The following is a 23,612-nucleotide window of genomic DNA, read 5'->3' as shown; positions in this document are numbered from 1 at the left end:
TTCGCTTAATTCCACTTAAAACATTGTTAATCCTTTACAAGAAAGAAGTTTACAGGTATATAACAACCTTTATCTAAGTATTTACATTCCTTCCCTTAAATTTATAAAAGTAACGGTGTCAAATTGTTGTTCTAAAAAATCTATAGCTCGTTGGCTACGTATTCCTGATTTACAATAAACCACTACAGGTTTTTCTGTATTTACTTCATCATATCGATGGGCAAGTTCTCCTAAAGGAATGTGCTGTCCACCTATATGCTGCTGTTCCCGTTCCCAATCTTCACGAACATCTAACAAATTATAGATTGACAGATTGTTTTGCAATTCTTCTAAGGTTATTTCGTGAGTGGCTGTTTTAATTCCACAGAAAAACTCATAATCTTTTTCTAATTCAGTAACCTCAGCCTTATCGGTCTTTTCAAACTTTAATATCATTTGACGCATGCTTAATGTATCATACATCAATAATTTATTAGCCAACACTTCTCCTATTCTACAAATAATTTTAATAGTTTCATTGGCTTGTAAACTTCCTATTATTCCTGGTAAAACACCTAGTACACCAATTTCTGAGCAATTCGGAGATTCTTCTGGTTTGGGTGGTGTTGGATATAAACATCGGTACGTAGCACTTCCTTCGTAGTTGAACACACTTACCTGCCCTTCAAACTTAAAAATAGCACCATATACCAAAGGTGTTTGAGTTAATACTGCTGCATCATTTGTTAGGTAGCGTGTGGCAAAATTATCGCTCCCATCAACAATTACATCGTACTGCTGAAATAAAGAAATTGCATTTTGATTGGTTAGTTTTTCTCTGTATACATTGAACTGAACAAACGGATTCAATTTTGATAAGCGACTTGCTGCTGTTGCTGCTTTAGATTTTCCTATATCATCTACCGCATATAAAATCTGACGTTGTAAATTACTTTGATCTACCACATCATCGTCAATAATTCCAATGATCCCTACACCCGCTGCTGTTAAATATTGTAATACAGGGCATCCCAATCCACCAGCTCCAATTACTAAAACCTTTGCTTGTTTTAGTTTGAGTTGTCCCTTCTCTCCTATTTTATCGAGAATAAGATGACGGTTGTATTGTTTTTGTTCTTCGTTTGTTAGCATTTGGCTATTGGGTTTTGGCTATTGATTAGCTTTTACTTTCGTCTAATCATATATGAGTTAAACGATTTTGTTGCTTTCATCTGCTGTTGCCAAAATACTAAAGGTATTGCAAATACTATACTGGCTATTGCTCCATAAAAGAACCATAAAATACTGGTCATTATAGTTCCAATGACTAAACCTAATAACAATATAAAACTATTAGATTTTGCTTTTATATCATTTACATGCTTTTTCTCTACCTTACCACAATTCAAACAATTTACTGTAAGCTCTTCTCCTTTTTCCATTTGCAAATCAGGCCTAGTTTGAGCACTTGACTTTATAACTATATCCTTTTTACAAGATTGGCAATTTGTATATAATTTCATCTTTTATTCTTTTACATTTTGTTATTAAATGTTTCCCAATCTTTCCAAACTACTTCTAACCCTTGACCTTTTAGCATCCCTACAATTTCTTCGGTACTTCGTTCATCTGAAATTTCAAACTGCTCTAACGATTGTGGTTCAACGCTATACCCCCCAGGGTTTGTTTTAGATTCTGCACTGATTGAGGTAGCCCCTAAATTAACTATATTATTTCTAAAAACTTCACTTTCTCGGGTTGACATTGATAATTCAACATCTTCATCTAACATACGAAAAGCACAGATTAATTGCACCAAATCTGCATCTGTCATTTCAACCTTAGGTTCTAAACCTCCTGAATGTGGCCTAAGCCTTGGAAAAGAAATAGAATACTTCGTTTTCCAGTAGGTTTTCTGTAAATATTTTAAATGCAATGCGGTAAAAAAACTATCGGCACGCCAGTCTTCCAATCCAAATAGAGCTCCTAAACCAATTTTATGAATTCCTGCTTTTCCTAATCTGTCAGGAGTTTCTAAACGATATTCAAAATTAGATTTTTTTCCCTTTGGGTGATGTTTTTTGTATTCTTCTTGATGATACGTTTCTTGATATACTAATACGGCGTACAATCCGTTTTCAATTAACAACTCATATTCATCTTGGTCTAAAGGTTGTACTTCAATGGTAATGTTTGAAAACTGAGAACGGATAAGTTGAATAGCATTTTTTATATAATCAACACCAACCGTTTTATTGGCTTCCCCTGTAACTAACAAAATATGATCGTAGCCTTTTCCTTTTAAAAAAGTAACTTCTTTCAGTATTTCGGCATCGGTTAAAGTTCTCCTCGGAATTTTGTTTGTAAAACTGAATCCGCAATACGTACATATATTCTGACATTCATTACTCAAATACATAGGAGCATACATCTGAATCGTGTTTCCAAATCGTTTTTTGGTAAGCATACGACTCCTTTGCGCCATTTTCTCTAAAAATGGTTTTGCTGCAGGAGAAATGAGCGCTTTAAAATCTTCCAAATCAAGTTTGTCCTTTGCTAAAGCATTTTCAACATCAATGGTTGTTTTATTGAAAATGCTTTGCAAGGTTTCATCCCAATTATATTGGTTGAATATTGTTTTAAAGCTATTAGTCTTTAGCTCTTGGCTATTGGTTGTCAGCTTTTGAGTATTACTCTTTGTTTTATTTAGTAACATACTATCAATTTAAAAAAGCTAAAGGCAAAAGTCAAAAGCTCTAACCTAAAAAACTGGTTAACGGACTACTTGCTTCTGCTTGTTTTCTTACAGGGGCTAGTTTTGCTTCATAGGCCATTCTTCCTGCTTCAACTGCCATTTTAAATGCTCTTGCCATTGCTACTGGGTTTTGTGAAACTGCTATTGCGGTATTTACCAACACCGCATCCGCACCTAGTTCCATCGCATTTGCTGCATGCGATGGAGAACCTATTCCTGCATCTACCACTACTGGCACATTTGATTGTTCTATAATAATTTCTAAAAACTCCAACGTTTTTAGTCCTTTGTTACTTCCAATAGGAGCTCCTAACGGCATTACACATTGGGTTCCAACTTCTTCTAATCGTTTGCATAATACAGGATCAGCATGAATATAAGGCATCACTACAAACCCTTTTTTCACTAATTCTTCAGCCGCTTTTAACGTCTCTATAGGATCTGGTAATAAATATCTTGGATCTGGATGTATTTCTAATTTCACCCAATTTGTTTCTAACGCTTCTCTTGATAATTCAGCAGCAAAAATGGCTTCTTTTGCTGTTCTAACTCCTGATGTATTGGGTAATAAATTAATTCGAGAGTGATTTAAATGTGTTAAAATATCATCTTCTTCATTCTGCACATCTACTCTTTTTAATGCCACCGTTATTAATTCACTTTCACTTTCGAATAAAGCATCTCTCATTAATTCTGATGAACCAAACTTTCCTGTTCCTGTAAATAATCGAGAGGTAAACGTTTTATCGGCTATCGTTAATTTTGTGTTCATTTTTACTAGTTGTTATCACCTAATTTATACACTTGCTCGTTGGTACTCGGTGCGTTTAAAATTTTATGAAAAGTCGGTATCAAATTGAAATTTTGAGTAACGGCTTCTGAAACGGCAACACCATATATCCCAATGCTAATAATATCAGAAACATCTTCTAAAGTAATTCCACCAACAGCTATTATAGGAGTTTCGGTTTGCAATTTTTCAAGTAGTATTTTATAACCTTTAATTCCCAAAACAGGACTCAAATTCTTTTTTGTTTCTGTAAATCGAAAAGGTCCTAAACCGATATAATCTACTTTTTTTTCTAGTAGAATTTTACAATCTTCTAAAGTATTAGCTGTTCCTCCAATAGCATACCATTTACCTAAATACTCACGGGCTTTTAACGGACATATATCCTTTTTCCCTAAATGAACGCCATCTGCATTTACTTCTTTGGCTACTTTGTAATAGTCGTTTATAATTAATCGTGTTTGAAAATGACTTGTAATTTCTCTCGCTTTTTGTGCTGTTTCTAAAATTGTTTTCGGATCCAGATTCTTTAATCTAAGTTGCACCCATTCCGCTCCTGAAGCACAAGCTCTTTGAATATTTTCTAAATGTTCTTCGGAAGTTTTCCCTTGCGTTATATAATGTAATTTACTTATCATTTTGTTTTTAGTTGTTACTGTTTTTTTAGAAGTTTAGGAGTTAAGAAATTAAGGACATCAAATATTAAGATTTTTTTAGAATACTTCTACAATATGCATTCAGCATTTTACTTACTTCTTCTAGTAGTCCTTTTTCTTTGGATATACTTTTCACATATTCTAAATCTTTAGATAGAATTAAAAAGTAACGACATTCTTCTAATGATACTTGCGCTATATTATAAAACCGTAGTTTTTCTTTATCACTAATTCTTTTATAACCCTCTGCTATGTTTGCTGTTATTGATATGGCTGCTCTTCTAAATTGTGATGTTAAACCATATACTTCTTCCTTTGGAAATTGTTTTGACATTTTATACACTTCTAATACAAACTGATGTCCTTTTTGCCAAACCAATAAATCTTCAAATGATGTTGTTTTATTCATATGCTTATTTTTTCAGTACTATTTCTCCTATAATCCTTAACTCCTAAAACACTCAATTACTTATAAGAATGTTCTCCCAGAAGTGAGTCATTAGAATTCAAAAATTGTTCTGTATAATACTTGGCATTTTTACAAGCATCTTCTAAAGGAAGTTGATTTGCTATATTTGAAGCTAAAGCTGAAGACAACACACAACCACTTCCGTGTTTTTCAAAAACCGAACCTGTAATCGGTGGAATATTTAGTTGTACTATTTTACTATGGTATATTTCATCCCATCCTCTTTTTTCTTCTCTATGACCTCCTTTTAAATAGATATTGGTTCTTTCTGTGATAAACTCAACGGTTTCTTCGATTGTTTTTTTAGGAAATAAAGCTTTTATTTCATCATAATTTGGAGTTATAAAGTCACAATGCAGCAATACTTTTTCAAATACTTTTAAGTTTTCTTTGGAATGAAAATCAAATCCAGTACTCGATTTTAATATTGGATCTAGCACTATTTTTATTGTAGGGTTACAACTTTTTAACACTTGAACAACCTCTAATAATACTTCCCAAGATTGAATAATTCCTATTTTGACTACAGAAATATCAAAGCGTTCAAAAAGTATTCTTATTTGATTGATAATTGTTTCTCTATCAATCCAAGTACACTCCTTAAAATCAACATCATTTTGAACAGTAACCGCAGTACATACCGATACCCCATATAAACCATGTGCCTCAAAAGTTTTAATATCCGAAGTCAATCCTGCTCCACTTGACGGATCAAATCCTGCAATTGTTAATATGTAATTTTTTCGCTTCATTCTTTTACTATACTTTCTTTTTTCCATTGATGAAAAAAGAAACAAAAAAATCTAGTCTTGTCACCTCTTCGTTCATAAAATCTCATCCTCGAAGTTAAATGAAAAGAACTCACTTCGTTCAAATAGCTTTTCATTTTTAACACTTCTTGTGGTGGATTTTAATGACTCGATTTGACTATGACTTTATCTAGTTCTACTAACTTTAATCAAAAGACTATTCTGTACATTCCTTATAATGACTCTTAATATTTTTAAAACTTGCTACTGGGTTTTCTGCATTCCAAACTCCTCCTAAAACACCAATTCCTTGAAAACCTAATGCTAAGGTTTCTTGAACGGTATCTGTATTGATTCCTCCCATGCCTATAATAGTCTTATCAATATGGTTTACATCAAAACCTCTTCCTTCATATCCTTTTTTAGATATAGAAGAAAAAATAGGGCTTAATAAATGATAATCAAATTCGATGTCGCAATTCGCCAGAACTGAAGGTTCATGAAAAGAGCTACTCATCGTTTTTCCTATCATGTTTAATCCTATAAAATATTCACTTCCATTCTCTAAAGCATCAATTCTTTTTTGTTCTTGAAAATGAATTCCTTTTAGTTTGAATTCATTAATGAGTTCATGAAAATAATGAGTAACTATTCTATCATGATACTGTTCGTCTATCTGATTCAAATAAGCCACATGCTCTTCATAATTCTTCTCTGGTTTTCTGAAATGATAATATTCCAATCCTTCTTTAAATAATCGCTGAAGGGTTTCAATTTCATTGGGAATATCTTTTTCTGGAGCTATTAAAACAATCATATAGTGAATTTTAAATTATGAATTACGAATTTAGAAATTGTCAACTCGTAATTCATAATTCTAAGTTTATATTTTATAGATAAACTTCTGAACCCTTGTCTTTAAATTCTTTTGATTTTTCTTCCATTCCTTTTGCAAAGACTTCATCTCCTTCTACTTTATTTTCAGCTGCAAAGTCGCGCACTTCCTGCGATATTTTCATAGAACAGAATTTTGGTCCACACATAGAACAGAAGTGTGCAATTTTAGCTCCTTCTGCTGGTAAAGTCTCATCGTGATATTCTCTAGCTAATTCTGGATCTAATCCTAAATTAAATTGGTCTTCCCAACGAAATTCAAAACGTGCTTTACTCAACGCGTCATCTCTGTGTTGCGCTCCTGGGTGTCCTTTTGCTAAATCAGCTGCATGAGCTGCTAATTTATAAGTAACGACTCCTGTACGTACATCTTCTTTATTTGGTAAACCTAAATGTTCTTTCGGTGTAACATAACACAACATAGCACAACCAAACCATCCAATCATCGCTGCTCCAATACCTGAAGTAATATGATCGTACCCCGGAGCAATATCAGTTGTTAAAGGCCCTAAGGTATAAAAAGGTGCTTCATCACAGGCTTCCAATTGCTTATCCATATTCGCCTTAATCATGTGCATTGGCACGTGACCTGGACCTTCTATAAAGCATTGTACTTCATGCTTACGTGCTATTTTTGTTAATTCCCCTAAGGTTTCTAGTTCAGCAAACTGTGCTTCGTCATTCGCATCGGCAATACAACCTGGGCGTAAACCATCTCCTAACGAAAAGGCAACATCATAAGCTTTCATTATTTCACAAATCTCTTCAAAATGGGTATATAAAAAACTCTCTTTATGGTGCGCTAAACACCATTTTGCCATAATAGACCCTCCTCTTGATACAATCCCTGTAATACGTTTAGCCGTCATAGGTACGTAACGCAAACGAACTCCTGCGTGAATCGTAAAATAATCTACTCCCTGCTCTGCTTGTTCAATTAGAGTATCTCTAAAAATTTCCCAAGTTAAGTCTTCAGCAATCCCATTTACTTTTTCCAATGCTTGATAAATAGGTACAGTTCCTACAGGTACAGGTGAGTTACGAATAATCCACTCACGTGTTTCATGAATGTTTTTCCCTGTAGATAAATCCATTATATTATCTGCTCCCCAACGACATGCCCATACTGCTTTTTCAACCTCTTCTTCTATTGATGAGGTTGTCGCTGAATTTCCAATATTAGCATTGATTTTCACTAAGAAATTACGCCCTAAAATCATAGGTTCGGCTTCTGGGTGGTTTATGTTAGAAGGAATTACTGCACGACCTCTAGCTACTTCTTCTCTTACAAACTCTGGAGTAATTTTTGCTGGAATACTCGCTCCAAAATCTTGCCCTTGATGTTGTTCTGACAAACGCGTCATTTCATCTATTCGCTGATTTTCACGAATGGCAATGTATTCCATTTCTGGAGTAATAATTCCTTTTTTAGCATAATGTAGCTGTGTTACATTATGTCCTTTTTTAGCCCTCTTTGGTTTACTTTTTAAATTGAATCGTAAATGATCTAAGCCTTTATCATTCAATCGTTCGTTACAATATTCAGAAGTAAATTCTGTTAATTCCTCTACATCTCCTCTGTCTAAAATCCATTGTTCACGAATACGTTCCAACCCATTATGAATATTAATTTCTTTAGTTGGATCAGTATAAGGTCCTGAAGTGTCGTACACTGTTACGGGTTCGTTAGGGGTTCTTTTTTTTGTCATCGAATCCACCGTGTCACTTAATTCGATTTCACGCATTGCTACGTTTATCTCTGGATAAACCTTTCCTTGAACGTATATTTTTTTTGAATTAGGAAATGGATGTCTTGTAATACCACTTTTTTTAGGTGCTGTGTCCTTTTTTTTCATTTTTTAAGGCTATTAGTTTGTATACTGTTGTTTGTTAATTGTTCGAATTATCCTCCTTGTGTAGATTTAATAATTAACACATTATCATTTCCTTTAAGTTTATATGAATTCCAATTTTCTTTTTTTATTACATTCTCGTTAACAGCAACAGCAATACCGTTCACTTGAACCTGTAGCTCATTTATTAGTTCTTGTAACGTTAATGTACTTGAAAATTCTCTTAAAGATTCGTTTACTCTTATTGTCATTGTATTAACATTTTTCAAAGTAAACTATAGAAGAAGAAATATAACGTGGTTATTATTAACCTTATATACTAGCATACAATACTACAACTTTTCCCTACGCTGGTGTTAACCATATCAGGTTCTAAGGATGTTTCTCAAACTAGTGAACTAGCTACTCCTAAAGTTTACGCAACAAATATAGATGTTTATTTTTTTCTTATTTACTTTTTCTACCTCATTTTCCGACACTCACACCTAAACAACTAACATACAAAACATTAAACCAATTTCTCTTGTTTTATTTTATGAAATTTATATACCTAAGTGGAGAAGCCCCTCTTAAAAAAACGACTCTTTCTGTTGAGTTAATAACAGAAGGCCGTAAACTGAAAAGCCTTATGAGTAGGTAAAACTAACCTTATTTATTATGAAAACTGAAACTTTACACCAAAACACTGAAAATTTAGTTGGAGGATGGTCTCCTTACAGAGATTTAACCTCTGAAGACAAAGTTATTTGGAATGAAACTCCAAAACCATTAGGGATTGACTATACTCCTTTTGCTGTATCTACCCAAATAGTTAACGGAGTTAACTATCGTTTTAAATGTACCGCCTCTATGCCTCCTGCTGAAGTAGTTTGGGAAGCTATTGTAGAAATTTATAAACCTATTAATGGTAAACCTAGAATTATTGGAATTATCCGTTTATAATTAAAAACTAAAAATTATGGCAACTACAATAGAAAAAACTCACGTTAAGTCAAATCAAGAGTTAGAAAAATTAGCTTCTGGAGAAGTTGGAATTATAGCAAAATATGCTTTTCAAAACCCGTATTCCATCAACGGACCATTTGGCACTTTAGAATTAACTCTTTCTGGTAACAACTCTGACAAGGAAGTTGCAGTTGGAGAAATAGAGATTAATACACTATGAGGATTGGGATCGTATACCAATCTTAAATTTACTGGTACAGGTAACTTTAATGGTAGTACGGGATATACAAGCATCCAAGCAAATTCTATCGGAACTATTACTATAAGACCTAATGCACCTAAACCTATTAAAGCCAAAGTAAATATTTCATTAAATCCAGGGTTTCAAGAAGGTACTTTAAGTGTTGAAGGTTTCTTTAATGATTTTACTATTAAAGCAACGTTTGTTCATTATATAAACAAAAACAATTAAGCATATTCTTTTTCGTTAACGTTTTTTATTCAAAAAAGAAAGCGGGCTTTAAAAAGCCCGCTTTCTTTCAAAATATTTCTTGTATGTTTTTTATAAACTCTTTACTTTTTTTGTTACTTCTTCAAGCACCTCAAAAGCGGTTTCGGCCATTTTATTACCTCTTAAATCTAATAACGGGTTTACTTCTACAAACTCTAAACAAGCTACTTTCTTACTTGCTAATAATCCGTTTATAAGATTGATGATTTCGTATTGATCAAATCCCTTAGGTACTGGAGTTCCTGTTCCATAAGAAATCATGTCACAATCCATTGAATCTACATCAAACGACACATAAATCACATCACAGTTAGAAAGTTTTTCCAAAGCTTCATTCACACAAACATCTAATCCACGGTAACGAACTTCTGCTACCATATAGTTTTTAATACCATATTTTTCCATTTGTTTATCCTCAGGTTCTTCTGTGTCACGAACTCCAAAGAATACAATATCTTCTGGTAAAACTTTTTGTCCAGAAGTTCCTATATTTTTCATTCGCTCCCATAACTCTGATGTTTCCCTATCTACATCATTAATTTGACAATCTAAGTTGTCATCTGAAATAGCAGCTGACAAAGGCATTCCATGAATATTTCCAGATGGTGATGTATAAGGTGAATGCAAGTCTCCATGGGCGTCAATCCAAACTACTCCAACTCTTTTAGTTGGGTTTGCTGCTTTTACACCACTAATTGTTCCTAATGCTGAAGAGTGGTCTCCTGACAATACAATTGGAAACTTCCCTTCTTGTAAATTTACTTTTACATGATTACTTAAGCGTTTGCATTGATTGAAGACGCTATCAATTCGTTTTGCAAATGAGTTATTTACTTTATTGTAAATAGATTCATTCTCTGTAATTACATCTTCAAAATCATACGAATCAAAGTAATTACTTTTTTGATTTATAGCTGCAATTTCAATTGCATCTACCCCCATATCAGAACCACGAGTCCCTGCTCCGATATCTGATCTATTTTTAATAATTTTAATTTCTTTCATCATCAGTTATTTTATATAAAAAAAATGTCATTTAATTATTTTAAATGACACTTTTCAAATAGTTTATCTCTTGTCTAACTCTACGAAATCTCTTAAGTTCTCTCCAACGTAAACTTGACGTGGACGACCTATTGGTTCTTTGTTTAAACGCATTTCTCTCCATTGAGCAATCCAACCTGGTAAGCGTCCTAAGGCAAACATTACTGTGAACATTTCTACAGGAATTCCCATAGCTCTATAAATAATTCCTGAATAGAAATCTACGTTAGGATATAACTTTCTTTCAACAAAATATGGATCATTTAATGCTTCTTGCTCTAATCCTTTTGCGATATCTAAGATTGGATCTTCAACTCCTAAGTTATTTAGTACTTCATCAGCAGCTTTTTTAATAATTTTCGCTCTTGGATCGAAGTTTTTATACACACGATGTCCGAACCCCATTAAACGGAAAGGGTCGTTTTTATCTTTGGCCTTTGCCATATACTTTTTAGTATCTCCTCCATCTTCTTTAATTGCTTCTAACATTTCAAGTACTGCTTGGTTTGCTCCTCCATGCAAAGGGCCCCATAAAGCTGAAATCCCTGCTGATAACGATGCAAATAACCCTGCATGTGATGATCCTACGATACGTACTGTAGATGTAGAACAGTTCTGCTCATGATCTGCATGTAAAATTAATAATTTGTCTAATGCATCTTTAACAATTGGATTTAACTCATACTCATCGTTTGGTTTTTGAAACATCATCGTTAAGATGTTTTCAACATAACCTAGCTTACGAGACCCATAATTTAATGGTAACCCTTGTTTCTTACGTAAAGTCCAAGCTACTAATACTGGGAATTTCCCCATTATTTTAACAATAGCTTTATACATATCTTCTTCTGAATCAACATTTACAGAAGATGGATTAAAAGCTGTTAATGCTGATGTTAACGATGATAACACTCCCATCGGATGTGCATTCTTTGGAAAAGCATCAATAATTTTTTTGATATCATCATCTACAATAGCTTCATCTAAGATATCACCATAAAATTTATCTAATTGCTCTTTAGTTGGTAACTCTCCAAAAATTAACGCATAAGCTACTTCTAAAAAATCTGCTTTTGCTGCTAATTCTTCAATTGAGTATCCACGGTATCTTAAAACTCCTTCTTCACCATTTAAAAATGTTATAGCACTTTGGCATGAACCTGTATTCTTGTATCCTGGGTCAATGGTTATAATCCCACCCATGGCTCCTCTTAAGGCTTTAATATCAATTGCAGTTTCATTTTCTGTTCCTTTTACTAAAGGAAACTCGTACGTATTTTCGCCAATTTGTATTTTTGCTATATCTGACATTTTTTAACTATAATTTTTTATGATTGAAGTGAATTGCGAAGATACCATTTTTTGGATTATTTTAAAAGGCTCTATTAATAGATTTTTAATATAAAAAAATCAATTTATTTTATTTAAAATAAACTTGAAAACACTCCCCCCCCCTTACCTGTGATACAATGTTTTATATAGAAAAAAGTGGTGTGAATTTTCCTTACAAAATTAGTTTTATCTAGATTATTTTATTTTTTCACCCTTACAAACTCATTTTAATATGATAGTTCTCGTGCTCTTTTAGGTATATGATTTTTTTATTGATAAAAAGATTAAAATACAAAATGGATATTTCTTTACACCTCACACATTAAATAACATTATTAAAAAAAATGTTAATTTTTTGTTATTATTTCATTAATAATCAATAAACATATATTTTTAGAAAAAATTAATTCAATTCATAAAACCCTTTCACAATGAAAAAATTTAAATTTATTATTGCATTATTATGCATATCCTTTTTTACTGTACAATGCACCCAAGAAGAAAGCAATTTAACAAGTGACAACTCGCCTATGGGGATTAACTCTCCAAGTATGTTAGAAATTAACAATGCTGAGTGCTACACTGTTGATGGTTTTGGTCCAAATTCTTATTGGGCTGAATATATAGTTAACCAATCTACTACTAATTTTTTAAAGACTGAACACAACGAAGCTGCGAGTTTTTTTGGAATGGGTAATGTACCTTTATACTTAGCAGGTGGCGACGGAACTTTCAATGCTCTTTCTTATTCTAATGGTTACGTAGTATGGGGAGAAGAGTTATTAGCTAGTGCTTTAAATTATGGTAATGTTGCTATTGCTTACGTTGCTGCTCATGAAATGGCACATCAGGTACAGTTTAGAGACAACACTATTCCTAGTGGTAATCATGTTAGTGCTACTGAATTAGAAGCCGATGGGTTTGGAGGATATTTTATTCGTAGAACTTATACTAGTGATTGGAATACTGCAGCGGGTGCTTACAACTTCTCACAAACATTAGCTGGTCCTAATGGTAGTTCTCATGGTACAGCTGCACAAAGAAGGTCTGCTTTTAGGTTAGGTTACTTATTAGGGGATAACGGTACTTATTCTAACAAAAACTTTGATTCAAACTTTTTTTACTACTATGACTATTATGTAAAAGGTGGTAGATTAAAATTAGAATTGGTTAAGCCTTCTACTATCGAACAAAGTCAGCACGAGCATATTGTAGCACACTTAGAAGAGTTACAAAAAATTGCTTCAGGAGAAATTTCTGAAGAAGAATTCTTAAACTTAAATTAAAATATAATCAACTAAAATAAACGAATTGAATTGAATTTCAAAGGCTGTCTTACATGTAAGACAGCTTTTGTTTTTTTTATTTTTATACTACTTAACCTTGATTTGGTTTTTCTTGATCTTCTTCATAATTCTTTTCAAAGCACTATGAATAATAAGGTTTGAGTTTTTTGAAAGCGCATAATCATTATCTTTTTCAGAAACAACTAATTTACCAACTACTGTTTGACTATATATTATTTTAAACATATTTAAATCGTAGATACTAAGTACCACCTCACCTATGTTTTTTGAAGGATCAGTTTGAGAATTACTTGCCCCTAAAACACCTACTTCATTGGATATATTTTTAGTTCTAATATCAATAAAGTAATCATAACCTGTGCCGTTTTTTATATCTTTTAAAATAGATTTATCAAGACTAGGTGAAATATTACTAGGAATTAATAGTCCTTTCATGTTGCTAACCACCAAAAGTCTATTACCTATAAGTTCAGAAAATCGTTCATTTGCCATTTCAGTTAAACCATCTTTTCTAATGTTTTTAAAAGAGGTAACATCATTTAACAACCACTTTCCTTTTCTGAAATCTAATCGTGAATTTACATCTCCTGAATGAGTGTATTTTACCGAATTACAAGACGTAATTACAATAACAGCAAGTAATATGTATAAGTATTTCATATTTCTATAAATCAAACCCTAAATTTAGTTGTAACATTAAGGGGAAAAAACCATGACCTCCATTTACATCAAAATAATAAATAGGTCCCATATCAAATAATAAGTGAAAGTTTTTACCGTATTTACGTTGGATACCCCAAGTAGGTCCGACAGCAAAATCTAAATTATCAGTTACTACATCATCTCCAAAAAGAGTTTTACCTCTTGTTAAAATACGAGCTGATATAAAATTTGCTGAATTGTTGGTTATATTCAAACCTTTAGTTTTACGTTTATCAAAATTATAAAACCATCTCTGTTGCACGTCTAAAAAAGGGTTTATGGCATATACTAACCCTGTATCTACATCAGAAGCTGAAGAGTGTGGATAACTTCCACTATATCCTATTCCTACCCCTATAGAAAGGGTTGAGTTATTTCCAATAGGCATTTCATATTCAATTCCTGGGTTTAAAAAATTTACTCTCCAAACACGCTGCGTTAGTTTTTCTTGAGAAAATAATGTCATAGTTATTAAGCTACTGATAAATAGCATTGTTCTTTTCATAGTTAATTTTTATAATTAAATAACAGAATAAAAGGACATTACCCTACTTTTTTTTTAAAAAAAAATAGTAATAACTAAAAAAAGCTTGCACATGTATGTGCAAGCTTTAAAGACTCCATTAAAATAAATTATTTTATTTTAAACGCTTTTTCTTGTGGATAGTAAGCTACATCAACCAATTGTTCTTCAATACGTAATAATTGATTGTATTTTGCCATACGATCTGAACGTGAAGCTGAACCTGTTTTAATTTGCCCACAGTTTAATGCTACCGCTAAATCTGCAATGGTATTATCTTCTGTTTCTCCTGAACGGTGACTCATCACAGAAGTATACCCTGCATTATGTGCCATATTCACAGCTGCAATTGTTTCTGTTAATGTACCAATTTGGTTTACCTTTATTAAAATTGAATTTGCTATTCCATTCTCAATTCCTTTTGATAAACGCTCTACATTAGTTACAAATAAGTCGTCTCCTACTAACTGAACTCTATCTCCTACTTTTTCTGTTAAGTATTTCCATCCATCCCAATCATTTTCGTCCATTCCATCTTCAATAGAAATAATAGGGTATTTTTCGCATAACTCTGCTAAGTAGTCTGCTTGTTCTTGGCTAGTACGAACTTTACCTTTTGCTCCTTCAAATTTAGTATAATCATATTTACCGTCTACATAAAATTCAGCGGAAGCACAATCTAACGCTATCATAATTTCGTCTCCGAATTTATATCCAGCATTTTTAGTTGCCAAAGCAATTGTTTCAATAGCATCCTCTGTTCCTTCTAATGTTGGTGCAAACCCTCCTTCATCTCCTACTGCTGTAGATAAATTACGATCGTGTAGTACTTTCTTTAAGTTATGAAAGATTTCAGAACCTACTTGCATTGCTTCAGTAAAATTTTGGGCTTTAATTGGCATAACCATAAACTCCTGAAATGCGATTGGTGCATCTGAATGTGAACCCCCATTTATGATATTCATCATTGGAACTGGTAACGTATTTGCTGATACTCCACCTACATAGCGATATAATGGTAAACCCAACTCATTTGCTGCTGCTTTCGCTGCTGCTAAAGAAACTCCCAAAATGGCATTGGCTCCTAGTTTTGATTTATTTGGAGTTCCATCTAAATCAATCATTAGTTGATCAATCATGTTTTGCTCAAAAACTGATACTCCTAATAATTCTTGCGCTATAGCAGTGTTTACATTTTCAACTGCTTTTAACACTCCTTTACCCATATAATCATTTCCCCCATCGCGTAACTCAACAGCTTCATGTTCTCCTGTAGAGGCTCCTGATGGTACTGCTGCTCTACCTATGATTCCGTTTTCAGTAGTTACATCTACTTCTACTGTTGGATTACCCCTTGAATCAAAAATTTGACGTGCGTGAATGTTGATGATAATACTCATAGTGTTTATTTTTTTCTCTTGAACAATGCCAAGAGTGATCTGTAATTTATTTTCATTATAGATTCCCGTGAATTTTAGTCTACGAGAATCTCTATATTTTTATTTATTTAAGCTTTTACTTTTTTGATGTTTTCGATAAACTCGTCAAATAAGTATTCTGCATCGTGTGGACCAGGACTGGCTTCTGGATGATACTGAACAGAAAATACATTTTTTGTTTTCATTCTGATACCTGCCACTGTATTGTCGTTCAAGTGTACATGTGTAATTTCTACATCAGGATGCGCTTCTGTTTCTTCTCTATTAATAGCAAAACCATGATTTTGAGAAGTTATCTCTCCTTTTCCTGTCAATAAGTTTTTTACAGGGTGATTAATACCTCTATGACCATTGTGCATTTTATAAGTAGAAATTCCATTGGCTAATGCAATTACTTGGTGCCCTAAACAGATTCCAAATAATGGTAAATCTTTCTCAATAATTTCTTTTGCTGTATTTTGAGCTTCTTCTAATGGTTCTGGATCTCCAGGTCCGTTAGAAATAAAATACCCATCTGGATTAAATTCACTCATTTGTTCAAAACTAGCATTGTATGGATATACTTTAACATAAGCACCTCTTTTTGCTAAATTTCTTAAAATGTTTTTCTTAATACCAATATCTAATGCTGATATCTTAATTGAGGCATTTTCATCACCAACAAAATAAGGTTCTTTGGTTGATACCTTTGAAGCTAACTCTAATCCTTCCATGTTAGGTGTATCAGCTAATTGCTTTTTTAATTCGTCAATTTTATCTACTTCTGTAGAAATGATAGCATTCATGGCTCCATTATCTCTAATATAAGATACTAACGCACGTGTATCAACATCTGAAATGGCTACTAAATTATGCTTCTCGAACCAATCAAATAAGTTTCCATCAGAATCTACGCGAGAGTGTGTAAAACTGAAGTTACGACAAATTAATCCTGAAATTTTAATTCCTTCAGACTCTATTTCTTCATTATTAACTCCATAATTACCAATATGTGCATTGGTAGTTACCATTAATTGTCCAAAGTAAGAAGGATCTGTAAAAATCTCTTGGTATCCAGTCATACCTGTATTAAAACAAATTTCTCCTGTTGCGGTTCCTTCTATTCCAATAGATTTCCCGTAGAAAATAGTTCCGTCTGCTAATAGAACTAATGCTTTTTTACGTGTTTGATATTTCATTTAGTGTGTTGTGTAATTTGTTTGCAAAAATATATAAAAAAAGGGACAAACATTAAATGTTTATCCCTTTGATATAATTTATAAAAATTTTCATTTTTATTCTTCTTCTTGTGAAGTTTTAGTTTCAACAGCAGCTCCTTCAGTCTTCTTCGCTCCACCACGACGGCTACGACGAGTAGTCTTTTTAGCTTTGTTTCCTTTTGGATCGTATAATTCGTTATAATCAACTAATTCTACCATTGCCATAGAAGCGTTATCTCCTTGACGGTTTCCTAATTTGATGATACGTACGTATCCTCCTGGTCTGTCTGCTACTTTTACAGAAATTTCTTTGAATAATTCTGTTACAGCTTCCTTACTACGTAAATAACTAAATACTGTACGACGGTTGTGAGTTGTATCGTCTTTAGATTTTGTAATTAAAGGCTCTACAAACTTACGTAAAGCTTTAGCTTTAGCTTCAGTAGTATTGATACGCTTATGCTCTATTAAAGAACAAGCCATGTTAGATAACATCGCTTTTCTGTGCGCTGTTTTTCTTCCTAAATGATTAAATTTCTTTCCGTGTCTCATGACATTTGGTTTTAGCTTTCATCTTGCTACTAACCCTAGTTTAGGGGAGCAAAATATGAAAGGTTAATCTTTATCTAATTTGTATTTGCTTAAATCCATTCCGAAATTTAAACCTTTGTTAGCCACTAACTCATCTAATTCAGTTAATGATTTTTTACCAAAGTTTCTGAACTTCATTAAATCGCTTTTGTTAAATGATACTAAGTCTCCTAAAGTATCTACTTCTGCAGCTTTTAAACAGTTTAAAGCACGAACTGATAAATCCATATCAACTAATTTCGTCTTTAATAACTGACGCATATGCAATGACTCTTCATCATATGTTTCAGTTTGTGCGATTTCATCTGCCTCTAAAGTGATACGCTCATCAGAGAATAACATAAAGTGGTGGATTAAAATCTTAGCTGCTTCTGTTAAGGCATCTTTAGGATTGATAGATCCATCAGTATCAATATCGAAAACTAATTTTTCGTAATCGGTCTTTTGTTCTACACGGAAATTTTCAACAGCATACTTTACATTCTTTATTGGAGTGTAAATAGAATCTGTAAAAATAGTTCCTAAAGGAGCACCAGCTCTTTTGTTTTCTTCTGCTGGTACAAAACCTCTACCTTTTTCAATGGTAATTTCAGCATTTAACGTTACTGATTTATCCATGTTACAAATTACTAAATCTGGATTTAGTACTTGAAAACCTGAGATAAACTTTTGTAAATCACCAGCTGTTAATTGCTCTTGTCCTGATATTGCTATAGAAACTGTTTCTCTATCAGATTCTTCAATCTGCTTCTTAAAACGCACTTGTTTTAAGTTTAAGATAATTTCAGTTAAATCTTCTACAACACCTTGAATTGTTGAAAATTCATGATCAACTCCGTCAACACGTAATGATGTAATGGCAAATCCTTCAAGAGAAGATAATAATACTCTTCTTAAAGCGTTACCAACTGTTAATCCAAAACCTGGTTCAAGAGGTCTGAATTCGAATCTTCCTGAAAAATCAGTAGATTCAATCATTATTACTTTATCAGGCTTTTGAAAATTTAAAATTGCCATATTTTTTTTCTTCGTTTTAATTGTTATTCAGTTGCGCGATTTATAAGTGTGAAGAAATACAAACAAACCCTTTGGCTGAACACCAATATGATTAATTTATTACTTAGAGTATAATTCTACGATTAACTGCTCTTTGATATTCTCAGGAATTTGTAACCTTTCTGGTACTTTTACAAATGTTCCAGATTTTTGATCAGCATTCCAAGATAACCACTCATAAACATTGCTGTTAGATGCTAATGAATTTTCAATAGCTTCTAAAGATTTAGATTTCTCTCTAACCGCAATAACATCTCCTTCTCTTAAACTGTAAGATGGAATGTTTACAATCTCACCATTTACTGTAATGTGACGGTGAGAAACTAATTGACGAGCTCCACTACGAGATGGTGAAATACCTAAACGGTAAACAACATTATCTAAACGAGACTCACATAATTGTAATAAAATTTCACCTGTAACTCCTTGAGAAGATGATGCTTTTTTAAACAAATTACGGAACTGACGCTCTAATATACCATACATATATTTAGCTTTCTGCTTTTCCATTAACTGGATAGCATATTCAGATTTTTTTCCTCTACGTTTACCTACACCATGTTGTCCTGGAGGGTAATTTCTTTTTTCGAAGTTTTTATCGTCTCCGAAGATTGCTTCGCCAAACTTACGAGCAATTTTAGTTTTTGGTCCTGTATATCTTGCCATTTCTAATTAATTTAGTAGGGATTATGAATTAAGGCTTACTCCTTCGATAATCTGTATATCCTACTGTTGTTAAAATATTTATTTTTTGTGCACAATAGTACACTTAAATAAAATATAAGTTGAAAATTAATTCAACTTATACTCTACGTCTTTTTGGTGGACGACATCCATTGTGAGGAATTGGAGTAACATCAATAATTTCTGTTACCTCGATACCTGTATTGTGGATAGATCTGATTGCAGATTCTCTACCATTACCTGGTCCTTTAACATACACCTTTACTTTACGTAAACCTGCCTCTTTAGCAACGTTAGCACAATCTTCTGCTGCTAACTGAGCTGCGTAAGGAGTGTTCTTTTTAGAACCTCTGAAACCCATTTTACCTGCAGATGACCAAGAAATAACGTCACCTTTTTTGTTTGTTAAAGAAATAATAATATTGTTGAACGATGCAGTTACGTGAGCTTCACCAACTGATTCTATTACAACTTTACGTTTTTTTGTTACTTTCGACTTTGCCATGATTCTTTACTATTAGTAAAAAATAATCAATGATTATTTTTTCTTGTTAGCTACAGTTTTTCTCTTACCTTTTCTAGTACGAGAGTTATTCTTCGTTCTTTGACCTCTTAATGGTAAACCAAGTCTGTGACGAATACCTCTTTGACATCCGATGTCCATTAAACGCTTAATGCTTAATTGAACTTCAGAACGTAACTCACCTTCAATAGTGAAAGCTCCTACTTGCTCACGAATTGCCGCAATTTGATCATCAGTCCAATCTTGAACTTTGATACTCTCATCTATATTAGCAGCAGCTAAAACTTCTTTAGCTCTACTTTTTCCTATACCAAAGATGTAAGTTAAAGCGATAACACCTCTTTTATTCTTTGGAATATCTATACCTGCGATTCTTGCCATAACTACCCTTGTCTTTGTTTAAATCTAGGATTCTTTTTGTTAATTACATATAATCTGCCTTTTCTGCGTACAATTTTGCAGTCGGCACTTCTTTTCTTAATTGATGCTCTTACTTTCATCAGTGTGTGTTTTTAATATCTGTAAGTAATTCTTGCCTTTGATAAATCATACGGACTCATTTCTAACTTCACTTTATCACCAGGTAATAATTTAATGTAATGCATACGCATTTTTCCTGAAATGTGTGCCGTAACAATATGTCCGTTTTCTAATTCTACTCGAAACATTGCATTTGATAATGCTTCAGTAATTGTTCCGTCTTGTTGAATTGCTGGTTGCTTAGCCATATTATTTTAATGATTTTCTGTTACTGTTACCTGTTTTCATTAAACCATCATAACGACTGTTTAATAAATACGAGTTTATTTGCTGTATCGTGTCGATTGCAACCCCTACCATAATGATTAATGATGTTCCTCCATAAAACATTGCCCAGTTTTGAGTAACTCCAAACTTTACAATAATTGCTGGTAAAATAGATAAAGCTGCTAAAAATATAGACCCTGGTAATGTGATTCTCGACAATACTGAATCTAAAAAGTTAGCAGTTTCTTCACCTGGTTTATATCCAGGAACAAAACCATTACTTCTCTTTAAGTCTTCTGCCATTTTATTCGTTGGAATAGTAATAGCAGTGTAGAAGTAACTAAAGATAATAATTAATAATGCAAATATAACGTTATACCATAAACCGTTAATATCAGTTAAACTGTTTAATGCTGGGTACTTTTGCCCTAGTGCTATTGGTAAAAACATAATAGCTTGTGCAAAAATAATTGGCATTACTCCAGCTGCATTCAATTTTAATGGAATGTACTGTCTTGCGCCATCAACATCTTTAATGTTTGTAACTGCTGTACGACGTGCGTATTGAACGGCTACTTTACGTACTGCTGTAACTAATAATACGGTTAACAAGATTACTACAAACCAAACTATTAATTCGATTAAAATCATCATAATTCCTCCAGCACCTGCAGTTTGCTTAGAAACTAACTCTTGTATAAATGCTGCTGGGAAGTTTGCGATAATACCAACGGTAATTAATAATGATATTCCATTACCAACTCCTTTATCAGTAATACGCTCTCCTAACCACATTGCAAAAATTGTTCCTGCACTTAAAAGAATGATAGATGATATCCAAAATGTTGCTCCTGTTACTAAAAATGCTTCTTGCGGTAAACCCATTTGATTTTGAATTACTCCAATATAGGTTGGTGCTTGAAATAATGTAATAGCAATAGTAAGCCATCTTGTTATTTGCGTAATCTTCTTACGTCCACTTTCTCCATCTTTTTGTAATTTCTGTAAATATGGTACCGCAATACCCATTAACTGAACTACAATTGATGCAGAAATATAAGGCATTATACCAAGTGCCATTACTGACGCTCTAGCAAATGCCCCTCCTGTAAATGCGTTTAATAAACCTAAAAGTCCACTGTCAGTACTGTCTTTTAATGCTGATAACTGAGTAGGATCAATTCCTGGTAATGGAACTGCTGCCATAAAACGGTAAACAGCGATTAAACCTAAGGTTAAAAGTAATTTCTCTTTTAACTCTTCAATCTTCCAAATGTCTTTTAAAGTATTTATAAAATTCATCATTTACAATTCTTATAATGTTACTGCTTCACCTCCTGCTGCTTCAATAGCCGCTTTAGCTGATGCTGTAAATTTATGTACAGTTATATTTAATTTAGCTTTTAACTCTCCATCACCTAATATTTTAACTAAGTCATTTTTACGAGCTAATCTGTTTTCTACTAAAATGTCTAAATTTACTGTATCTGTTATCTTTCCGTTATCTACTAATGATTGTAACTTGTCTAAATTTACACCAACATATTCTTTACGATTAATGTTAGTGAAACCAAATTTAGGTACACGTCTTTGAAGTGGCATTTGCCCTCCTTCAAATCCTATTTTACGAGAATAACCAGAACGAGATTTAGCTCCTTTATGTCCTCTTGTAGAGGTACCTCCGTGACCAGAACCTTCTCCACGAGCGATTCTTTTACCGCTTTTTGTAGATCCTGCTGCTGGTTTTAAGTTGTGTAAACTCATCTTTATATTGTCTTATTTAATTTCTTCAACAGAAACTAAGTGTGAAACTTTACTTACCATACCCAAAATTGTAGCTGATGCATCATGTTCTACAGTTTGGTTCATTTTACGTAAACCTAACGCCTCTAACGTTCTTTTTTGATTTTTAAGGCGACCGATTTGACTTTTTACTTGTGTAACTCTAATTTTACTCATCGTCTTAAATTTTAACCGTTAAAAACTTTCTCTAAAGATATACCTCTTTGCTTAGCAATAGTTGCCGCACTACGTAATTGTAATAAAGCATCAAAAGTTGCTTTTACTACGTTATGAGGATTTGATGACCCTTGAGATTTTGATAATACATCTTTAATACCAACAGCTTCTAATACTAAACGTACAGCACCCCCGGCAATAACCCCGGTACCGTGTGAAGCAGGCTTAACGAATACTTTCGCCCCACCAAATTTACCTTTTTGCTCGTGTGGTAATGTTCCTTCTAAAATAGGGATACGTACTAAATTTTTCTTTGCGTCTTCTACTGCTTTTGCAATTGCAGAAGAAACATCTTTAGACTTTCCTAATCCATGACCTACAACTCCGTTACCATCTCCTACCACTACGATTGCAGAGAAACCAAATGCTCTACCTCCTTTAGTTACTTTGGTAACACGTTGTACACCTACTAATTTATCTACAAGCTCTAATCCGCTTGGTTTTACTCTTTCTACGTTTTTATATCCTAACATAATATAATTTCTTAAAATTTTAAACCAGCTTCTCTTGCAGCGTCTGCTAATACTTTAACTCTACCGTGGTATAAATATCCGTTACGGTCGAAAGCAACAGTATCTACGCCAGCTTTAACAGCTTTTTCAGCAATTGCTTTCCCTACAGATGTAGCCGCTTCTGCTTTAGAGCTAGATGTAATTTCTTTATCTCTTGATGATGCAGATGCTAATGTTACACCAGCAACGTCATCGATTAACTGAGCATAGATTTCTTTGTTACTTCTAAAAACTGATAACCTTGGTTTCTCAGCTGTACCTGTAACAATTTTTCTAATTCTATACTTAATTCGTTGTCTTCTTTCAAGCTTTGATAATGCCATAATAATTTCT

At 33.1% G+C, this 23,612-nt stretch carries 32 protein-coding genes and 1 riboswitch; of the genes, 4 read left to right on the top strand and 28 right to left on the bottom strand.

The annotated features are described in order from the left end of the window. Positions 1 to 81 precede the first annotated feature (81 nt). The 10 genes from MK851_RS06405 to thiS all read right to left on the bottom strand — a co-directional run bounded on the left by MK851_RS06405 (position 82) and on the right by thiS (position 8,396). Positions 82 to 1,131, bottom strand: coding sequence for a HesA/MoeB/ThiF family protein (locus tag MK851_RS06405; RefSeq protein ID WP_320242475.1), 1,050 nt, complete (start codon positions 1,129 to 1,131; stop codon positions 82 to 84). Between the two features lie 32 nt (positions 1,132 to 1,163). Next, the gene (locus MK851_RS06400; protein ID WP_320242473.1) at positions 1,164 to 1,502 is read right to left on the bottom strand and encodes a hypothetical protein; all 339 of its coding nucleotides are present in this window, start codon (positions 1,500 to 1,502) and stop codon (positions 1,164 to 1,166) included. 11 nt (positions 1,503 to 1,513) lie between these two features. Beyond that, positions 1,514 to 2,695: a 2-iminoacetate synthase ThiH gene (thiH, locus tag MK851_RS06395; RefSeq protein ID WP_320242471.1), complete on the bottom strand. Its 1,182-nt coding sequence runs from the start codon at positions 2,693 to 2,695 to the stop codon at positions 1,514 to 1,516. 40 nt (positions 2,696 to 2,735) lie between these two features. Continuing rightward, on the bottom strand, positions 2,736 to 3,506 hold the full coding sequence (locus MK851_RS06390) for a thiazole synthase (protein ID WP_320242469.1): 771 nt from the start codon (positions 3,504 to 3,506) through the stop codon (positions 2,736 to 2,738). 5 nt (positions 3,507 to 3,511) lie between these two features. Beyond that, positions 3,512 to 4,162: a thiamine phosphate synthase gene (gene thiE / locus MK851_RS06385; RefSeq protein WP_320242467.1), complete on the bottom strand. Its 651-nt coding sequence runs from the start codon at positions 4,160 to 4,162 to the stop codon at positions 3,512 to 3,514. Positions 4,163 to 4,226: 64 nt separating this feature from the next. Next, a complete protein-coding gene (locus MK851_RS06380) occupies positions 4,227 to 4,589 on the bottom strand; it encodes a four helix bundle protein (RefSeq protein WP_303506699.1) in 363 nt (120 codons plus the stop codon). A gap of 56 nt (positions 4,590 to 4,645) precedes the next feature. Beyond that, a complete protein-coding gene (locus MK851_RS06375) occupies positions 4,646 to 5,428 on the bottom strand; it encodes a hydroxymethylpyrimidine/phosphomethylpyrimidine kinase (RefSeq protein ID WP_320242464.1) in 783 nt (260 codons plus the stop codon). A gap of 187 nt (positions 5,429 to 5,615) precedes the next feature. Beyond that, positions 5,616 to 6,215, bottom strand: coding sequence for a thiamine phosphate synthase (locus tag MK851_RS06370; RefSeq protein ID WP_320242462.1), 600 nt, complete (start codon positions 6,213 to 6,215; stop codon positions 5,616 to 5,618). A gap of 73 nt (positions 6,216 to 6,288) precedes the next feature. Then, entirely contained in the window at positions 6,289 to 8,148 is a 1,860-nt protein-coding gene (thiC, locus tag MK851_RS06365; RefSeq protein WP_320242460.1) for a phosphomethylpyrimidine synthase ThiC, read from the bottom strand. Between the two features lie 47 nt (positions 8,149 to 8,195). Beyond that, a complete protein-coding gene (gene thiS / locus MK851_RS06360; protein ID WP_303506708.1) occupies positions 8,196 to 8,396 on the bottom strand; it encodes a sulfur carrier protein ThiS in 201 nt (66 codons plus the stop codon). 74 nt (positions 8,397 to 8,470) lie between these two features. Further along, positions 8,471 to 8,565: riboswitch (TPP riboswitch) on the bottom strand. Between the two features lie 237 nt (positions 8,566 to 8,802). On the opposite strand from thiS, the gene MK851_RS06355 reads away from it, so the two are divergent. The 3 genes from MK851_RS06355 to MK851_RS06345 are packed head-to-tail and all read left to right on the top strand — an operon-like array spanning position 8,803 to position 9,562. Then, complete coding sequence (locus tag MK851_RS06355) at positions 8,803 to 9,087, top strand: hypothetical protein (RefSeq protein ID WP_320242458.1); 285 nt, start codon at positions 8,803 to 8,805, stop codon at positions 9,085 to 9,087. A 16-nt stretch (positions 9,088 to 9,103) separates the two neighbouring features. Continuing rightward, positions 9,104 to 9,310, top strand: a complete 207-nt coding sequence (locus MK851_RS06350) for a hypothetical protein (RefSeq protein ID WP_320242456.1) — start codon at positions 9,104 to 9,106, stop codon at positions 9,308 to 9,310. A 3-nt stretch (positions 9,311 to 9,313) separates the two neighbouring features. Then, positions 9,314 to 9,562, top strand: a complete 249-nt coding sequence (locus MK851_RS06345) for a hypothetical protein (protein WP_320242454.1) — start codon at positions 9,314 to 9,316, stop codon at positions 9,560 to 9,562. A gap of 90 nt (positions 9,563 to 9,652) precedes the next feature. Here MK851_RS06345 and MK851_RS06340 read toward each other — a convergent pair whose 3' ends face one another. Both MK851_RS06340 and MK851_RS06335 read right to left on the bottom strand, forming a co-directional pair. Beyond that, positions 9,653 to 10,606, bottom strand: a complete 954-nt coding sequence (locus MK851_RS06340) for an arginase (protein WP_320242452.1) — start codon at positions 10,604 to 10,606, stop codon at positions 9,653 to 9,655. 63 nt (positions 10,607 to 10,669) lie between these two features. After that, entirely contained in the window at positions 10,670 to 11,956 is a 1,287-nt protein-coding gene (locus MK851_RS06335; protein WP_320242450.1) for a citrate synthase, read from the bottom strand. 452 nt (positions 11,957 to 12,408) lie between these two features. Between MK851_RS06335 and MK851_RS06330 the strand changes: the two genes are divergently transcribed. Beyond that, positions 12,409 to 13,263 carry a hypothetical protein gene (locus tag MK851_RS06330; protein ID WP_303506717.1) on the top strand — a complete coding sequence of 285 codons (855 nt, stop codon included), beginning with the start codon at positions 12,409 to 12,411 and terminating at the stop codon, positions 13,261 to 13,263. 87 nt (positions 13,264 to 13,350) lie between these two features. Here the strand turns inward: MK851_RS06330 and MK851_RS06325 are convergent, their stop codons facing one another. The 16 genes from MK851_RS06325 to rplR all read right to left on the bottom strand — a co-directional run bounded on the left by MK851_RS06325 (position 13,351) and on the right by rplR (position 23,602). Further along, positions 13,351 to 13,944, bottom strand: a complete 594-nt coding sequence (locus MK851_RS06325) for a hypothetical protein (RefSeq protein ID WP_320242447.1) — start codon at positions 13,942 to 13,944, stop codon at positions 13,351 to 13,353. Positions 13,945 to 13,948: 4 nt separating this feature from the next. Continuing rightward, on the bottom strand, positions 13,949 to 14,491 hold the full coding sequence (locus MK851_RS06320; RefSeq protein ID WP_320242445.1) for a hypothetical protein: 543 nt from the start codon (positions 14,489 to 14,491) through the stop codon (positions 13,949 to 13,951). Between the two features lie 128 nt (positions 14,492 to 14,619). Next, a complete protein-coding gene (gene eno / locus MK851_RS06315) occupies positions 14,620 to 15,909 on the bottom strand; it encodes a phosphopyruvate hydratase (RefSeq protein ID WP_320242442.1) in 1,290 nt (429 codons plus the stop codon). A 107-nt stretch (positions 15,910 to 16,016) separates the two neighbouring features. Further along, the gene (gene carA, locus MK851_RS06310) at positions 16,017 to 17,126 is read right to left on the bottom strand and encodes a glutamine-hydrolyzing carbamoyl-phosphate synthase small subunit (RefSeq protein ID WP_320242440.1); all 1,110 of its coding nucleotides are present in this window, start codon (positions 17,124 to 17,126) and stop codon (positions 16,017 to 16,019) included. 96 nt (positions 17,127 to 17,222) lie between these two features. Then, positions 17,223 to 17,699 carry a 50S ribosomal protein L17 gene (gene rplQ / locus MK851_RS06305; RefSeq protein WP_320242438.1) on the bottom strand — a complete coding sequence of 159 codons (477 nt, stop codon included), beginning with the start codon at positions 17,697 to 17,699 and terminating at the stop codon, positions 17,223 to 17,225. Between the two features lie 63 nt (positions 17,700 to 17,762). Beyond that, complete coding sequence (locus MK851_RS06300; RefSeq protein WP_320242436.1) at positions 17,763 to 18,755, bottom strand: DNA-directed RNA polymerase subunit alpha; 993 nt, start codon at positions 18,753 to 18,755, stop codon at positions 17,763 to 17,765. Between the two features lie 99 nt (positions 18,756 to 18,854). Continuing rightward, the gene (gene rpsD, locus MK851_RS06295; protein ID WP_320242434.1) at positions 18,855 to 19,460 is read right to left on the bottom strand and encodes a 30S ribosomal protein S4; all 606 of its coding nucleotides are present in this window, start codon (positions 19,458 to 19,460) and stop codon (positions 18,855 to 18,857) included. 136 nt (positions 19,461 to 19,596) lie between these two features. After that, positions 19,597 to 19,983 carry a 30S ribosomal protein S11 gene (rpsK, locus tag MK851_RS06290; RefSeq protein ID WP_115900442.1) on the bottom strand — a complete coding sequence of 129 codons (387 nt, stop codon included), beginning with the start codon at positions 19,981 to 19,983 and terminating at the stop codon, positions 19,597 to 19,599. A gap of 33 nt (positions 19,984 to 20,016) precedes the next feature. After that, entirely contained in the window at positions 20,017 to 20,382 is a 366-nt protein-coding gene (gene rpsM / locus MK851_RS06285) for a 30S ribosomal protein S13 (RefSeq protein WP_115900441.1), read from the bottom strand. A 2-nt stretch (positions 20,383 to 20,384) separates the two neighbouring features. After that, a complete protein-coding gene (gene ykgO / locus MK851_RS06280) occupies positions 20,385 to 20,501 on the bottom strand; it encodes a type B 50S ribosomal protein L36 (protein ID WP_010519235.1) in 117 nt (38 codons plus the stop codon). A 12-nt stretch (positions 20,502 to 20,513) separates the two neighbouring features. Next, the gene (gene infA / locus MK851_RS06275; RefSeq protein ID WP_024740627.1) at positions 20,514 to 20,729 is read right to left on the bottom strand and encodes a translation initiation factor IF-1; all 216 of its coding nucleotides are present in this window, start codon (positions 20,727 to 20,729) and stop codon (positions 20,514 to 20,516) included. A 1-nt stretch (position 20,730) separates the two neighbouring features. Beyond that, complete coding sequence (gene secY / locus MK851_RS06270) at positions 20,731 to 22,050, bottom strand: preprotein translocase subunit SecY (protein ID WP_320242516.1); 1,320 nt, start codon at positions 22,048 to 22,050, stop codon at positions 20,731 to 20,733. Between the two features lie 12 nt (positions 22,051 to 22,062). Next, entirely contained in the window at positions 22,063 to 22,512 is a 450-nt protein-coding gene (rplO, locus tag MK851_RS06265) for a 50S ribosomal protein L15 (RefSeq protein WP_320242405.1), read from the bottom strand. Between the two features lie 12 nt (positions 22,513 to 22,524). Continuing rightward, complete coding sequence (gene rpmD / locus MK851_RS06260; RefSeq protein WP_115900438.1) at positions 22,525 to 22,707, bottom strand: 50S ribosomal protein L30; 183 nt, start codon at positions 22,705 to 22,707, stop codon at positions 22,525 to 22,527. Between the two features lie 11 nt (positions 22,708 to 22,718). Then, positions 22,719 to 23,243, bottom strand: coding sequence for a 30S ribosomal protein S5 (rpsE, locus tag MK851_RS06255; RefSeq protein WP_115900437.1), 525 nt, complete (start codon positions 23,241 to 23,243; stop codon positions 22,719 to 22,721). Positions 23,244 to 23,251: 8 nt separating this feature from the next. Continuing rightward, positions 23,252 to 23,602 (bottom strand): 50S ribosomal protein L18, encoded by a 351-nt coding sequence (gene rplR / locus MK851_RS06250; protein WP_303506767.1) that lies wholly within the window; start codon positions 23,600 to 23,602, stop codon positions 23,252 to 23,254. Positions 23,603 to 23,612 lie beyond the last annotated feature (10 nt).

This window comes from Tenacibaculum sp. 1B UA, assembly GCF_033978845.1.
Taxonomy (GTDB): domain Bacteria; phylum Bacteroidota; class Bacteroidia; order Flavobacteriales; family Flavobacteriaceae; genus Polaribacter.
The sequence above is the reverse complement of the archived record's forward strand: the minus strand, read 5'-3'. Positions and strand labels throughout refer to the sequence as shown.

Coding starts and splice junctions, on each gene's coding strand:
- rplR (WP_303506767.1), bottom strand. CDS start 23,602: ATGGCATTATCAAAGCTTGAAAGAAGACAACGAATTAAGTATAGAATT.
- rplO (WP_320242405.1), bottom strand. CDS start 22,512: ATGAGTTTACACAACTTAAAACCAGCAGCAGGATCTACAAAAAGCGGT.
- MK851_RS06320 (WP_320242445.1), bottom strand. CDS start 14,491: ATGAAAAGAACAATGCTATTTATCAGTAGCTTAATAACTATGACATTA.
- thiS (WP_303506708.1), bottom strand. CDS start 8,396: ATGACAATAAGAGTAAACGAATCTTTAAGAGAATTTTCAAGTACATTA.
- MK851_RS06350 (WP_320242456.1), top strand. CDS start 9,104: ATGGCAACTACAATAGAAAAAACTCACGTTAAGTCAAATCAAGAGTTA.
- MK851_RS06335 (WP_320242450.1), bottom strand. CDS start 11,956: ATGTCAGATATAGCAAAAATACAAATTGGCGAAAATACGTACGAGTTT.
- thiH (WP_320242471.1), bottom strand. CDS start 2,695: ATGTTACTAAATAAAACAAAGAGTAATACTCAAAAGCTGACAACCAAT.
- MK851_RS06390 (WP_320242469.1), bottom strand. CDS start 3,506: ATGAACACAAAATTAACGATAGCCGATAAAACGTTTACCTCTCGATTA.
- rpsM (WP_115900441.1), bottom strand. CDS start 20,382: ATGGCAAGAATCGCAGGTATAGATATTCCAAAGAATAAAAGAGGTGTT.
- thiC (WP_320242460.1), bottom strand. CDS start 8,148: ATGAAAAAAAAGGACACAGCACCTAAAAAAAGTGGTATTACAAGACAT.
- rpmD (WP_115900438.1), bottom strand. CDS start 22,707: ATGAGTAAAATTAGAGTTACACAAGTAAAAAGTCAAATCGGTCGCCTT.
- MK851_RS06325 (WP_320242447.1), bottom strand. CDS start 13,944: ATGAAATACTTATACATATTACTTGCTGTTATTGTAATTACGTCTTGT.
- MK851_RS06300 (WP_320242436.1), bottom strand. CDS start 18,755: ATGGCAATTTTAAATTTTCAAAAGCCTGATAAAGTAATAATGATTGAA.
- MK851_RS06370 (WP_320242462.1), bottom strand. CDS start 6,215: ATGATTGTTTTAATAGCTCCAGAAAAAGATATTCCCAATGAAATTGAA.
- MK851_RS06330 (WP_303506717.1), top strand. CDS start 12,409: ATGAAAAAATTTAAATTTATTATTGCATTATTATGCATATCCTTTTTT.
- secY (WP_320242516.1), bottom strand. CDS start 22,050: ATGAATTTTATAAATACTTTAAAAGACATTTGGAAGATTGAAGAGTTA.
- MK851_RS06375 (WP_320242464.1), bottom strand. CDS start 5,428: ATGGAAAAAAGAAAGTATAGTAAAAGAATGAAGCGAAAAAATTACATA.
- MK851_RS06400 (WP_320242473.1), bottom strand. CDS start 1,502: ATGAAATTATATACAAATTGCCAATCTTGTAAAAAGGATATAGTTATA.
- infA (WP_024740627.1), bottom strand. CDS start 20,729: ATGGCTAAGCAACCAGCAATTCAACAAGACGGAACAATTACTGAAGCA.
- MK851_RS06405 (WP_320242475.1), bottom strand. CDS start 1,131: ATGCTAACAAACGAAGAACAAAAACAATACAACCGTCATCTTATTCTC.
- thiE (WP_320242467.1), bottom strand. CDS start 4,162: ATGATAAGTAAATTACATTATATAACGCAAGGGAAAACTTCCGAAGAA.
- carA (WP_320242440.1), bottom strand. CDS start 17,126: ATGAAATATCAAACACGTAAAAAAGCATTAGTTCTATTAGCAGACGGA.
- rplQ (WP_320242438.1), bottom strand. CDS start 17,699: ATGAGACACGGAAAGAAATTTAATCATTTAGGAAGAAAAACAGCGCAC.
- ykgO (WP_010519235.1), bottom strand. CDS start 20,501: ATGAAAGTAAGAGCATCAATTAAGAAAAGAAGTGCCGACTGCAAAATT.
- rpsK (WP_115900442.1), bottom strand. CDS start 19,983: ATGGCAAAGTCGAAAGTAACAAAAAAACGTAAAGTTGTAATAGAATCA.
- MK851_RS06340 (WP_320242452.1), bottom strand. CDS start 10,606: ATGAAAGAAATTAAAATTATTAAAAATAGATCAGATATCGGAGCAGGG.
- eno (WP_320242442.1), bottom strand. CDS start 15,909: ATGAGTATTATCATCAACATTCACGCACGTCAAATTTTTGATTCAAGG.
- MK851_RS06355 (WP_320242458.1), top strand. CDS start 8,803: ATGAAAACTGAAACTTTACACCAAAACACTGAAAATTTAGTTGGAGGA.
- MK851_RS06380 (WP_303506699.1), bottom strand. CDS start 4,589: ATGAATAAAACAACATCATTTGAAGATTTATTGGTTTGGCAAAAAGGA.
- rpsD (WP_320242434.1), bottom strand. CDS start 19,460: ATGGCAAGATATACAGGACCAAAAACTAAAATTGCTCGTAAGTTTGGC.